At 62.1% G+C, this 12,748-nt stretch carries 9 protein-coding genes; all 9 read right to left on the bottom strand.

Annotation, left to right across the window (positions count from 1 at the left end):
* Nucleotides 1–4: 4 nt before the first annotated feature.
* Entirely contained in the window at nt 5–1,522 is a 1,518-nt protein-coding gene (locus V8J83_RS03845; protein WP_339983659.1) for a TrkH family potassium uptake protein, read from the bottom strand.
* A gap of 26 nt (nt 1,523–1,548) precedes the next feature.
* On the bottom strand, nt 1,549–2,925 hold the full coding sequence (gene trkA, locus V8J83_RS03850) for a Trk system potassium transporter TrkA (protein ID WP_339983661.1): 1,377 nt from the start codon (nt 2,923–2,925) through the stop codon (nt 1,549–1,551).
* A gap of 275 nt (nt 2,926–3,200) precedes the next feature.
* Nucleotides 3,201–4,007 carry a methyltransferase domain-containing protein gene (locus tag V8J83_RS03855; RefSeq protein WP_339983663.1) on the bottom strand — a complete coding sequence of 269 codons (807 nt, stop codon included), beginning with the start codon at nt 4,005–4,007 and terminating at the stop codon, nt 3,201–3,203.
* Nucleotides 4,008–4,321: 314 nt separating this feature from the next.
* Nucleotides 4,322–5,206, bottom strand: coding sequence for an NAD-dependent epimerase/dehydratase family protein (locus tag V8J83_RS03860; protein WP_339983665.1), 885 nt, complete (start codon nt 5,204–5,206; stop codon nt 4,322–4,324).
* 171 nt (nt 5,207–5,377) lie between these two features.
* Nucleotides 5,378–6,775 carry a nitrogen assimilation response regulator NtrX gene (gene ntrX, locus V8J83_RS03865; RefSeq protein ID WP_339983667.1) on the bottom strand — a complete coding sequence of 466 codons (1,398 nt, stop codon included), beginning with the start codon at nt 6,773–6,775 and terminating at the stop codon, nt 5,378–5,380.
* A gap of 3 nt (nt 6,776–6,778) precedes the next feature.
* Complete coding sequence (locus V8J83_RS03870; RefSeq protein ID WP_439649771.1) at nt 6,779–9,043, bottom strand: sensor histidine kinase NtrY-like; 2,265 nt, start codon at nt 9,041–9,043, stop codon at nt 6,779–6,781.
* Between the two features lie 85 nt (nt 9,044–9,128).
* Nucleotides 9,129–10,508, bottom strand: a complete 1,380-nt coding sequence (locus V8J83_RS03875; protein WP_339983669.1) for a response regulator — start codon at nt 10,506–10,508, stop codon at nt 9,129–9,131.
* A gap of 155 nt (nt 10,509–10,663) precedes the next feature.
* The gene (locus V8J83_RS03880; protein WP_339983671.1) at nt 10,664–11,734 is read right to left on the bottom strand and encodes a two-component system sensor histidine kinase NtrB; all 1,071 of its coding nucleotides are present in this window, start codon (nt 11,732–11,734) and stop codon (nt 10,664–10,666) included.
* Complete coding sequence (gene dusB, locus V8J83_RS03885; protein ID WP_339985979.1) at nt 11,731–12,714, bottom strand: tRNA dihydrouridine synthase DusB; 984 nt, start codon at nt 12,712–12,714, stop codon at nt 11,731–11,733. Before dusB ends, V8J83_RS03880 begins: the two co-directional genes overlap by 4 nt.
* Between the last annotated feature and the right edge of the window lie 34 nt (nt 12,715–12,748).

Raw genomic sequence — 12,748 nt, forward strand, 5'->3', positions numbered from 1 at the left:
GTGCTCAATCCCGCCAGAACCCGGGATTGAACAGCGCGATCAACACCAGCGTCTCGATCCGGCCCACGATCATCGCCGCGGCACAGATCAGCTTCGCGGCATCCGACAGCGCGAAGAAATCGACGGGTGCGCCGCCCGCAACACCGGCCAGCGGCCCCGTTGTCGTCAGCGTCGCGATGGCCAGGATCAGCGCCTCCTCGAACGACAGGCCGGTCAGGCTGAGCGCGACCATCACCGCGGCGATGGTCATCGTGAAAAGCATGAACACGATCCAGGCGATATAGGCCCCCTCGCGCCGGATCCGCCGCCCCAGTCGCCCCGCGCCCGCGACGGAGTTCGGATAGATCAGTTTGCCCAATTCCCGCGCGCCGTGTTTGTAAAGCGCATAGACCCGCAGAAGCTTCACGCCGCCCGCCGTTGTCGCCACGCCGCCGCCCATCAAGACGAGGCCGACCAACAACAGGCCCGGCGCCTCCAGGCCCGACCATTCCCGCGCCGCGCCCCAATCGTCGGATACGAAGCCCGTCGTTGTCAGGAACGAGAAAACCGTGAACACCGCCCCCCAAAGCGCCTCGAAGGCGGCGCGGCCGTCGGCCAGTTCATCCACCTCCAACGCGCCGACCCAGTGACGCGCAAACAACAGCGTCGACAACACGATCCCCGCAAACAGCGCCAGGCGGATCTCGCGATCCTTGGTCAGCCGCTGGCGCAGCTCGCGGCCGATCCCGCTGGCATAGGTGCGCCGTGACAGCGCGAAGACGAAAAACACAAGGATCAACACCTCCCCCATCATACCCGCCGGGCGCGCCTCAAGCCCGCCGACCGGACTGATCCCCGAGGTTGCCAGCGTCGACATGGCGTGGATCGCGGCCACCATCGGCTCTTCGCCCACTGCCATCATCGACAGCGCCAATACGATCGTCAGCCCAACGTAGATCGGCGTCAGTCGCTGCGCCTGTTTCATAAGCCGGTCGGAGGCATCGGCCGCACGCATCTGACCGCGTGCCTTGCTCACCTGCCCCTGGATGCTGGCCTCCGACGTCACCTCGTAGCCGCCAAGGTTCAGTGGCGCGAGGATCGCAAACGCCGTCACCCAGATCAGCAATCCGCCCATCCATCCCACCAGGCCGCGCCACAGATGGACCGCCGGATCAAGCCGCGCGGGGTCGAACACCTCCGCCCCCGTGGTCGTCAACGCCGAGGCCATGTCGAGATAGACGTTGATGAACCGCGTGTTGCCAACCGCCTGATCCATCGGCCAGGCGAGCACGACCGGCAGCCACAGATAGGCGAGGAACACGGTGGCCAGGTGACTGCGTGCCGAGGGGCGGCGCCCTTGCTGCTGGCTTGCGAACCCGATCAGGAACGCCCCCATCACCACCATCAGACCCACGTAAAAGAAATCCCGCGCCGTCGCATGCAGGCCAAGCGATAGCCCCACGACCGCGGGCACAAACATCGCCAAACCCGCTCCCAACAGAAGCAAGGTTTGGAACGGCAGGTTGCGGAAATAAGCAGCCATAGGGCGTGCGGCTCCGTCCTCAGGGCTCAGAAGAAATCAATCGACACTTGCAGCAACGCTTCCACCGCCGGAACATCCGCCGTCAGCGCGAAGATCACGATGGCATCACCTTCCTCGATCCGCGTGGTGCCGGTCGGGCGGAACACCTTGCGCCCGCGTTGCACCGCGCCGACCAATGCACCCTCCGGCAGGTCGATGTCGCGGATCGCACGGCCCGATATCGGCGAGGTCGACAACACCTGCGCCTCGATGATCTCGGCCTCCGCATCGCCGATGGAATAGACGCCCCGCACACGCCCGTGCCGGATATGGCGCAGGATCGAGCTGACCGTCGTGGCGCGCGGGCTGACGTAGGCGTCGATCCCCAGCGGGTCCATCAACGGCACCAGCGTCGGATCATTGACCAGGCAGATCGCCATATCCGCCCCCGCCGATTTCGCCCGCACGGACGCCAGCATGTTGGTCTTGTCGTCATCGGTCAGGCACAGCATCACATCCGCGCGCTCCACGCCGGCCTCGCGCAGCAGGTCCATGTCAAGCCCGTCGCCATGCAGCACAATCGTACGCTCCAACGCATCCGCCGCCACTTCCGCGCGCGCCCGGTTCGCCTCGATCACCCGCGCACGAATCCGTGTCTCCGATTGCTCAAGCTTCTTGGCCACCGTCAGGCCCACATTGCCGCCGCCCACGATCAACACCCGTTCCGCGCGGACCTTGGTCTTGCCGAAAATCTCCAATGTGCGTGCCACGTCCTCGGCATGGGTGAAGACGTAGATCTGATCATGGGCGAACAATTGATCACCCGGCTCCGGCGCGAACAGGCGCCCCTCGCGCCGGACCCCCACCACCATCGCGCGCAGGGTCGAGAACAGCTCGGACAATTGCCGCAGCGGCGTGTTGAGCACCGGGCATTCCTCGTCCAGCGCAATGCCAAGCAGTTTCGCATCGCCGCCCAGAAAGCTCTCCGTATCGAAGGTCGTGGGCGAGGCCACACGGTTCAAAACCGCCTCCGCCACCTCCATCTCGGGCGAGATCACCACATCAATCGGCAGGTGGTCACGCCGGTAGAGATCGGAATAAATCGCCTGAAGGTAGCTCTGCGCCCGAAGCCGCGCGATCTTGCGTGGCACCGCGAAGACCGAATGCGCGACCTGGCAGGTGACCATGTTCACCTCGTCCGAAAAGGTCGCCGCAATCACCATATCCGCATCCCGCGCGCCCGCCCGGTCCAGCACGTCGGGATGGCTGGCAAAGCCCGTCAGGCCCTGCACATCCAGCGTATCGGTCGCGCGACGCACCAGATCGGGGTTGTTGTCCACCACGGTGACGTCGTTGTTTTCCGAAGATAAATGCCGCGCGATCTGCCAACCGACCTGGCCCGCGCCACAGATGATGACCTTCATGTCCGAGGCCCGCCTTCAAGCTCCATCAAGGTGCGCAGGATTGGCAGGTTGGCGGCCACGCGTCAACGCCTGTGGGCGCGGCAAGGGGTGCAAGGCGGGATAAATGACCGTTGGGCTTGCGGCCATGCAAGGAAGGGCTGGTTTGAGCCGTCTTTGACAGGTGCAGCACTTTGTACGAATGGTGGCTTGGGTCTCGGGTTCGGATGTCGAATTCGGTCCAAAGAATTAACCGAATCTGCGGGATTACTTGGCTGAAAGCTCGATTTTTGAATGCTTTAAGAGGTTTGCTTCGTCGCAATGAGGGTCACAAATGGCAGAACACAGTAGAGCGTACCTGCCTCGGCCCGCCGAAGGTATTCGGCCTCTAGAGCATCTGCCAAAGGTTGGCCGATAACCCCATCAGCTACCATGCGCGCGGTGGACATTCGGACCCATACCATTGATCCCATTCCAGACGTAACAACGCGGTTTAGAACACTGAAATGACGTGTCTCTAACCTCGCCGTATTGACGAGCGGCTTCAATTTCCCTGCGACCCACGGATCGGTCACAGCGCCCGCGACAAAGGCGTCCGCACAGCTTCCTAAGGGATCCCCGGGGACAACACCCATCTTGGCCTTGGAGAAGTCAGCATCACAAATCACCAAAGATCCGCCAGGACGTAGAATGCGCACAGCTTCGGACACCAATGGCTCAGGACTTTGAACATGCGACAAAACTGTATGTAAAATCGCCACATCAATAGTGTCGCTGTCAACATCAAGAGCTCCGCCGTCTCCAAGGCGGAAGGTCAGATTTGATCTGTCCCCTGCGAGTTCTTTCGCTTTTTCGGTCAGAGCGGTTGACGGTTCCAACCCGGTCACCAAAGCCTTTGGAAAACGATCGGCGATCCTTCGCGTAATGCCGCCGGTGCCCGATCCAATATCGACAATATGTCCCCCATCTCCAACAGCGATTGCGTCGAGATAAGCATCGATAACGGGAAGCATGTCTGTATCTTCTGCGCGCGTTTCCAGCGCCGAAGCAATGATGTCAATCATCTGCGGAGACGCAGCATCGACGTTCTCGAACGGGTCAGACATCGGCGGCTCTCTCCATTCCAAGTGATTGGCAAATTAGACTTACGAAACTGCCCTTGAGCCAATTACTTCTGGCAAAGCATGGATCATTTGGATTGCTTCGAAAAGCGATAAGTTGAGAAGAACTCACAGACTATTTTTTACTCTGCATGTCTCACGACTGGGAACCGAAGCTGACTTTGGTCAAGCCGAAAGCCACGGCAGCTTCGTCCCACACCCCCGTCATCCTCGCCCCTGCCCCAGCGGCTCCGCAACGCCAACGCCACCCCACAATCAACCGCACGCCAATCGCGCAACGTCCTTCCTAAACCACACCCTTACCCCAACACATCCCGCCACGAATGCGCGGGCCGAAACCCGACCATCTCGCGCGCTTTCCTGTTGGAATAGAACGTCTCATCCGGCCCCATCGGCCCGCGCACCTCGACGCCCTCATAATACCGCGCGATCACCTGATCCGAGGTCAGGCCCACCGACATATCGTCGTTTGAGACGTTGAACACCTCAAAGCCCAACCCATCGGTTTTCAGGCAGCAATCGACCATATGCCCCAGATCGCGGGCGTCGATATAGGCAAAGATGTTGCGCCGCCGCTGGTCCGGGTTTTCCAAGAAGGCGGGAAAATTCTCGGCGTATTCATGGGGTTCGATGACGTTGTTGATGCGAAGGCCGTAGATGTCGATGCCGGTGCGCGCCTGAAACGAGCGCGCCGTCGCCTCGTTGCAGACTTTCGACATCGCATAGCTGTCGTGGGGCACGGTCGGGTGGGTTTCGTCGACCGGCACGAAATCCGGCTTCACCGCGCCATCGGCAAAGCACACCGCATAGGTCGTCTCGGAGCTTGCGAAAATGACCTTTGGCACGCCCAGTTTTACCGCCGCCTCGATCACGTTGTAGGTGGTCTGCGTGTTCTGCCGGAAGCATTCGCCATCGGTCCCGATCATCACGCGCGGCACGGCGGCGAAATGGACCACCGCATCGTAGCTCGGCACGCCGGTGCCTGTGTCGAGTTCGGCGAAATCGGTGAATTGCGACATCGCGCCGATCACCTGCCCCGCGTCGTTGAGGTCGATCAGAAGCTCGGAGCACGCAAGGCCCGAGGGCGTCTGATCCACGTTCACCACATGGTGGCCCTGCGCCATCAGGTGCCGGATCGCCCATTTGCCGGCCTTGCCGCTGCCGCCCGTGAAGAAAACCCGCATGCTACGCTCCGATATTCATCCAGAAGGTCCGAAAATGGCCCGCATCCCGGGCGCTGGGGGGGGCGAAACATTTCTACAAACATAGAAATGTTATTTTTTCGCAATTGTTGTTTTTCAATGAGTTAGCGCTTAATTCTCCGTCTGATCACACTTGTGCACGCGTGCACATCCCTACCCTTCGCTGACCTGCGCGACCCGCGCGCCCGACTTCGAGGTCGTCACAACCCCCAGCGATTTCAGCTTGCGATGCAGCGCCGAGCGCTCCATCCCCACGAAGCTTGCCGTGCGGCTGATATTGCCCCCGAACCGGTTGATTTGCGCCATCAGGTATTGCCGCTCGAACAATTCGCGCGCCTCGCGCAGCGGCAGCGTCGTGAGCGATGCCGAGAGCGCGATATCCTCCTCCGACGTCGGCGCCTCCGACTGCCCCGGCAGGTCGCGTGCCTCGATCGGCCCGTTCCCCTCGCCCAGGATCAGGACCCGCTCGATCATGTTCCTGAGCTGGCGGACATTGCCCGGCCACGACATCGTCTGCAGCATGGCCGCCGCATCTTCCCCCAACTCGCGCACCGTCAGCCCCTGCTCGCGATTGAACAGGTCGATGAAATGCCGCGCCAGTTCCGGGATATCCTCGCGACGGTCCTCAAGGCTAGGCACCTCGACCGGCACCACATTCATCCGGTGATAGAGCTCCTCGCGGAACCGCCCGGCCGCGATTTCGGCCTGCAGATCGCGCGTCGTCGATGACACCACCCGAAGATCAACGCGCACCTTCGTCGTGCCACCCACCCGGGTGAAACTCTGATCGACCAGCACCCGCAGGATCTTGGCCTGCGTTTCCATCGGCATATCGGCGACCTCTTCGAAATAGATCACCCCGCCATGGGCCTGCTCCAGCAACCCCTGCTCGACCCCGCGCTGCTGACTTTCGCGGCCAAACAGGACCTCTTCCATGTGATCGGGCTGGATCGACGCGCTGGAGACGGAGACAAACGGCGCGTCCGCGCGGTTCGATTCCGCATGCACATAACGCGCCGCAACCTCCTTGCCCGCCCCTGGCCCCCCGGTCAGCATCACGCGACCATTGGATTTCGTCACCTTGTCGAGCTGGCTTTTCAAGGTTCGGAACGCCGACGAACTGCCGATCATTTCGGTCGAGCGGCTGTCCTGCCGCCGCAGCGCCGAGTTTTCGCGCCGCAAACGCGACGTCTCCATCGCGCGTTTGATCACCACCATCAATTGGTCGATGTTGAACGGCTTTTCGATGAAATCATACGCGCCTTGCTTGATCGCGGCGACGGCGATTTCCACGTTGCCATGGCCCGAGATAATCACCACCGGCACTTCGGGATTATCGCGTTTGACGTGGCCCAGAATGTCGATCCCGTCCATCGAGCTGTCCTTGAGCCAGATGTCAAGGATCATGAGCCCCGGCTGACTCTTGTTGATCTCGGCCATGCATTCATCCGACGTGCCCGCCATCCGCGTGGTGAACCCCTCATCTTCGAGGATATCGCAGATCAATTCGCGGATATCGCGTTCGTCGTCGACGACCAGAATGTCACTCATACCTTATTCTCCATGTCTGTCGGGCAAGCGCGGCAAGGTGATGCGTGCCAGGGCACCGGGATGGGCACCGTCGGAAAACGGTGGCGCATCCAGAAGCTCAAGCGTGCCGCCATGCTCCTCAATAATTTTCTTAACGATGGGCAGGCCAAGGCCCGTCCCCTTGTCGCGGGTGGTCACATAGGGTTCGAACAATTTCGCACGGTCCGGCGGCAGGCCGATCCCGTTATCGGCGATGTCGATACGCGCGATGTCAGGCTCGATCCGCATGGCCACGCGCAATTCCGGAACATGGCCGTCGGGCTTGCAATTTTCATAAAGGCTTTCAATGGCTTCGCCGCCGTTCTTGAGAAGATTTGTCAGGGCTTGACCGATCATCGTGGCATCGAGCTCGGCCATGGCGGCGGTGTCGGGAATATCGGTGACAAAGCGCACGTCCGGCTGACCCGCGCGTTGCAGCATCACGGCATTGTTCAGCAGTTGAACCAAATCCTCGACGCGCGTTTCGGGCTCGGGCATGCGGGCGAACTTCGAGAACTCATCCACGATCCGGCGCAGGTCGTTTGTTTGCCGTACGATGACTTCCGTCATTTCTGCAAGTTTTACTTGATCATCGCCCTCCAAAGTTTTGGAAAATTTGCGATTTATGCGCTCGGCGCTGAGTTGGATCGGGGTCAGCGGGTTCTTGATTTCGTGGGCAATGCGGCGGGCCACGTCGCCCCAGGCCGCCATGCGCTGCGCGCTGACCAATTGTGTGACATCGTCGAAGGCGACCACGTAGCCTTCCAACTCACCCTCGAAATTGCGCCGCGTGGCCATGCGCACAAGAAGGCTTTCCTGCTTGGTCCCACGGGTCAGCTTGATCTCTTCCTGCACCGCTTCGGCGGGGGTGGCCTTCAGCTTCTCGAACAATTCGGCGAATTCGGGCACTGCGGCTTCGAGGGTCAGGCCGCTGTCGCGCTGTTCGACCATGGACAGAAGTCGGATGGCTGAGCGGTTCATGAAATCCACGCGGCCCGACTCCTCTAACCCGATGACCCCGGCGGTCACGGAGGACAGCACGGAATCGAACAGCCGCCGGCGTTCCTCGGTTGATGCGTTCTGCTCGACCAGCGTGTCGCGCTGCCCCTTCAACTGAAGCGTCATCTGGTTGAACAGTCGCCCCAGCATCGCGATCTCGTCGTCAGAGGTTTCTTCCGGCACACGTACGTCCAGATCGCCCTGCCCGACCCGTTGCGCGGCCCCGGCCAGTCGGCCGACCGGACGCGACAGGCGTTCGCCAAAACTAAGGCCTGCCCAGATCGCGGCGAGGATCATCAAGGTGGCGAAGCCCAGATAAAGCAACGCGAAATCAAACAGAAGGCGACCCCGATCCTCCTCCACCTGCCGATACAGAAGGACAGTTTGTTCGGTTTCATCGAGCAGCGCGATGATCTGCCCATCCACTTCGCGGCTGATGTAGAGATAGCGGTCGGGAAAGGCGGCAAGGCGAAACAGGGCGCGGAATTCGTTCTGTTCGCGGTCTTCCGACAGGATCACGTCGCCTTCGGCGGCGGCGACCAGATCTTCATCGCTTGGACGGTCGTAATCGAAAAGGTAGGAGCGTTCGCCGCGGGCGCGAATTTCGCCGCCTCCGTCGATCACAAAGGCCTCGCGCAGACCGCGCTGGATCTGTTGCTGCCCCTGGCTGAGAACCTGCCGCAGATCACCGTCGCTCAGGAACGGCACCGCGCGGCGGTTGAGGTTGATGAACGCACCGAGCGCGCGCGCATCCTGTTCGAGGTCGTCGCGGTGTTCCTGCTGATAGGCGACGGCGGCATCGACGGAATTGCCAAGCGCGGTCGAAACGCGGTCCGAAAACCAGCCTTCGAGGCCCATATTCACGCTCAAAACCGCTAGGATCGCGACCACAACCGTGGGCACCAAAGCCACTGCTCCGAAGATGGTCGTGAGCCGCAAATGCAGGCGCGAACCGGCGGATTCGGCGCGGCGCGAGGCCACGATCCGGGCCAATTCCCGCAAAACAAGTGTCGCGATAACAAGGATATAGACGAAATCGGCCAACAGGATCAGCGTGCGCGCCGTGGTGCCTGTGACATCGCCAAGCGGGCGGAACGCGAGGAACGTGGCGAGCGCGAGTATCGGGGCCACGACGATTAGTCCGATGGTTCCAACGGAACGCACCCGGCGGTTGCGGCGCAATCCTGCGACGCGTTCTAGAAAGGGTTGCGTATCGCCCAGTCCGCGGGCCGGCTCGTCGACCACTCGTATCCCCCATATCCGCCGCTTGGTCGGGCTGACAGGCCCGGTGACGCAGGGGTGCCTGTTCCCCTTCTGCCACGCGACTGTTGCGAGATTACATCAATTTGCGCCGTCGCGTAACCCGAATATCGAGATCCGTGATCTTTTTTCTCAAGGTATTGCGGTTGATGCCGAGAAGGTCGGCACATTTGGCCTGGTTGCCGCCGGTCGCATCAAGGGCAATCTCGATCAGCGGCAGTTCAACCTCGCGCAGGATGCGGGTGTAGAGGCCGGGGGCGGGCAGGACCCCGCCGTGCAGATCAAAGTAACGGCGCAAGTGCTTGGCAACGCTTGACGAAAGCTTGTCACCCTCACCCGCGCCGGAGATCAACGGCTCGATCGCGGGCTGGCTGCCGAGGACGGCTTCGACTTCGGCGAGGGTGATTTCCTCGCTGGCGGCGGTCACGGTGAGACGGCGGATGGAGTTCTCCAATTGCCGCGCATTGCCGGGCCAGGAATAGGCGCGGATCAGGTCCATCGCGGCATCCGAGAACCGCCGCGTGGTGGTGCCATCGCGTTCCGCGCGGGCCAGAAAATGATTTGCCAACAATGGGATATCGTCAACCCGTTCGCGCAGGGCCGGCACAGCGATGCCCACGCCACCGAGGCGGTAGAAAAGGTCCTGACGGAAGGCGCCGGCCTCCATTTTTTCCATCAGATCCTTTTGCGAGGTGGCCATGATGCGTGGCCCGCCGTCCGACATTGCATCCAGCATGCGCACGATCTTGGCCTGCGCCTCTTCCGAGAGATCGCCGACTTCGTCGAATAGAATCGAGCCGCCCTTGGCGCGTGCGAGGATGGCGCCGGGCCCGTCCATGCCGTCCAGATCCGGCGCGGAGGCCACAACAAACGGCAACGTGCGACGATCAGAGAAGTCGTGAATGGCCTTTGCAATCAGGGACTTACCGGTTCCCGACTCGCCCGTGATCAACACCGTCAAATCCGTGTTCATCACCCGCGCGACAAGCCGGTATAGCGACTGCATCACGGGTGTGCGGCCAACAAGGGGGAGGTCTTCGCCGCTGGCCGGAAGAGGATCGGCGGCGGGTTTGGGGGCGGTTTGCAGGCGGCGCTTTTGCTCAAGCGCGCGGGCGGCGCGTTTCATCAGGTCTGGCAGATCGAAAGGCTTGGGCAGGTAATCGAAGGCCTCCTTCTCGGTGGCCTGGATCGCCGTCATGATCGTGTTCTGAGCGGAGATGATGATGACCGGAAGGCCCGGCCGCTCCGCAGTAATTTTCGGCAATGTTTCCAAACCGTTACCATCGGGCATGACGACGTCGGAGATCACCAGATCGCCCTTCCCCTCCTCGACCCAGCGCATCAGCGTCATCAGCGAGGAGGTCGCATGCACCTTGCACCCGGCGCGGGTGAGGGCCTGGGTCAGAACGGTGCGAATGGTGCGGTCGTCGTCGGCGACGAGAACGGTGCCGTCCATGGGTCAATTGCCTTTCGAAAGGCGTTCAACGGAACGCATGTGCGCGCAGTTGAACGGGGTTTTTCGGAGAAATGCGTTCAGGTGAACGGGGTTTGATGTGTTCAGCTGAACGAGTGTGCATGCGTTCGGATGAACGGATATCAGCGCGCCAAGCCTCATGCCGCGCCCGCCTTCGGAGCGACGGGCAGAGAGATGCGGAAGGCGGTGCGGCCCGGCACGCTCTCGACGCTGATCAATCCGTCGTGGTCGGAGACGATTTTCGAGATCAGGGCGAGGCCCAAGCCAGTGCCATTCTCGCGGCCCGACACAAAGGGCTCGAAGATGTCCTGCGCGAGGTCGGCGGGAATGCCCGGCCCGTCGTCGATCACTTCGATCTGCAACGGGACGGCAGCGCCGGTGCCATCGCCGCGCCGAACCCTCAGGCCGATCTCGAAGAAGGTGCGGATACGGATCGAGCCGCCCTCGCTTCCGACCTCCGCCGCGTTTTTCAGAAGGTTCAGCACGACCTGCAACAATTGATCGGGATCGGCCCAGGTCGACGGCAGGGAGGGGTCGTATTCATCCTCGATATTCATATGTGCGGCAAAGCCGATGGCGGCGGATTTTCTGGCGCGGTCCAGCACGTCGTGGATATTGACCGCCTTGCGATCGGGCGGCAGGACGTTGCCGAATTCCTCGACCTGTTCGAGCAGTTTGAGGATGCGACGCGTCTCGGCCACGATCAACTCGGTCAATTCGAGGTCTTCGGGGGGCAGGTTCATCGATAAAAGCTGCGCGGCGCCGGTGATGCCGGCCAGCGGGTTCTTGATCTCGTGGGCCAGCATCTCGCCCATGCCGATGGCGGATTTGGCGGCTGATTTCGACGACATGGCGCGGTCCATCCGGCCCTGCATCTCGCGGCTTTCCAGAAGCACCAGAACATGGTCGGGGCTGTCGCCAAGGCTGGCGATCTGAACGTCGCAGGACACCGGCTTGCGGCTTCCGGTGCCGACATCGACGGCGTTCACAAACAGCGGCGCCTGCGCTGCGCGTACGCGTGCGAAGCTGTCTTCCAGTGGCGCATCGACAAAAATCTTGTCCCACACCGGATGATCGAGAAGGCTGCGGCGGGAGGTGTTGAGGAAGAACTCCGCCGCCGGGTTCACGTCCACGATCCGGTCCTCGGGATCGAGGATCAGCGCCGGGATCGGCAGCGATGGCCAGAGGGCGTCGGTCGGGAAGATCATGCGACTGCCCTCACCTCCGATGAGATGGCCAGCGGCAGGATGGCGCGTACCGCTCGCGGGTCGGTCTCGGTCAGCACGCGCTTGCGCAGGTCGCGCGGTGTCGCGCTGGCGTCCATGTACCAGCCGAGGTGTTTGCGCGCGACTTTCACACCGAGGGCCGAGCCGTAGAAATCGAGCATGTCGTCATAATGCGCGGCGACCATGTCGGCGAACGCGGCCCCGTGCGGGATGACCGGCGCGGGCGCGCCGTAAAGGCTGGCTCCGATCTCGGCCAGACGCCAAGGCGCGCCCTGAATGCCGCGTCCGACCATGACGCCATCGGCGCGAGAACAGCGCAGTGCCTGCATCGCCGACGGCGCGTCTATGATGTCGCCATTGGCGATCACCGGGATCGAGACGGCGTCTTTCACCGCGCGGATCGCGGTCCAGTCGGCGGCCCCCTTGTAGAACTGACACCGCGTGCGGCCATGGATCGTGACCATCTGAATGCCCGCGTTTTCGGCGCGTTTGGCCAGGTCGGGCGCGGTCAAGAGGTCATCGTCCCACCCAAGTCGGGTCTTGAGCGTGACGGGTGTGTCAACGGCGCTAACCACCGCCTCGATCAGGCGCAGTGCATGGTCTGGATCGCGCATCAGCGCCGAGCCCGAAAGGCCGCCGGTGACCTTCTTGGCGGGGCAGCCCATATTGATGTCGATAATCCGCGCACCCTGCCCGGCAGCGATGCGCGCGGCCTCCGCCATCCAATGCGCCTCCCGGCCCGCGATTTGCACAGCGCTCGTCTGCTGGCCAAAACCCAGTTCAGCCCGCGCACGGACGGAGGCCTTGGCTTCGACCATCTCCTGGCTTGCGACCATCTCGGACACCACCAGCCCTGCCCCAAAGCGGGCGACCAGCCGCCGAAACGGCAGATCGGTGATCCCTGCCATGGGCGCGAGCAAAATCGGCGGGTTGAGCGTGATATCGGCGAGGGTCAGGGTCAGGGCGCTTAATCCTTGTGCGATTGTCCCCTTGGAT

The sequence above is a fragment of the Gymnodinialimonas ulvae genome, from assembly GCF_037543845.1.
GTDB lineage: Bacteria > Pseudomonadota > Alphaproteobacteria > Rhodobacterales > Rhodobacteraceae > Gymnodinialimonas > Gymnodinialimonas ulvae.

Coding starts and splice junctions, on each gene's coding strand:
- V8J83_RS03880 (WP_339983671.1), bottom strand. CDS start 11,734: ATGATCTTCCCGACCGACGCCCTCTGGCCATCGCTGCCGATCCCGGCG.
- ntrX (WP_339983667.1), bottom strand. CDS start 6,775: ATGAGTGACATTCTGGTCGTCGACGACGAACGCGATATCCGCGAATTG.
- trkA (WP_339983661.1), bottom strand. CDS start 2,925: ATGAAGGTCATCATCTGTGGCGCGGGCCAGGTCGGTTGGCAGATCGCG.
- V8J83_RS03875 (WP_339983669.1), bottom strand. CDS start 10,508: ATGGACGGCACCGTTCTCGTCGCCGACGACGACCGCACCATTCGCACC.
- V8J83_RS03860 (WP_339983665.1), bottom strand. CDS start 5,206: ATGCGGGTTTTCTTCACGGGCGGCAGCGGCAAGGCCGGCAAATGGGCG.
- V8J83_RS03855 (WP_339983663.1), bottom strand. CDS start 4,007: ATGTCTGACCCGTTCGAGAACGTCGATGCTGCGTCTCCGCAGATGATT.
- V8J83_RS03845 (WP_339983659.1), bottom strand. CDS start 1,522: ATGGCTGCTTATTTCCGCAACCTGCCGTTCCAAACCTTGCTTCTGTTG.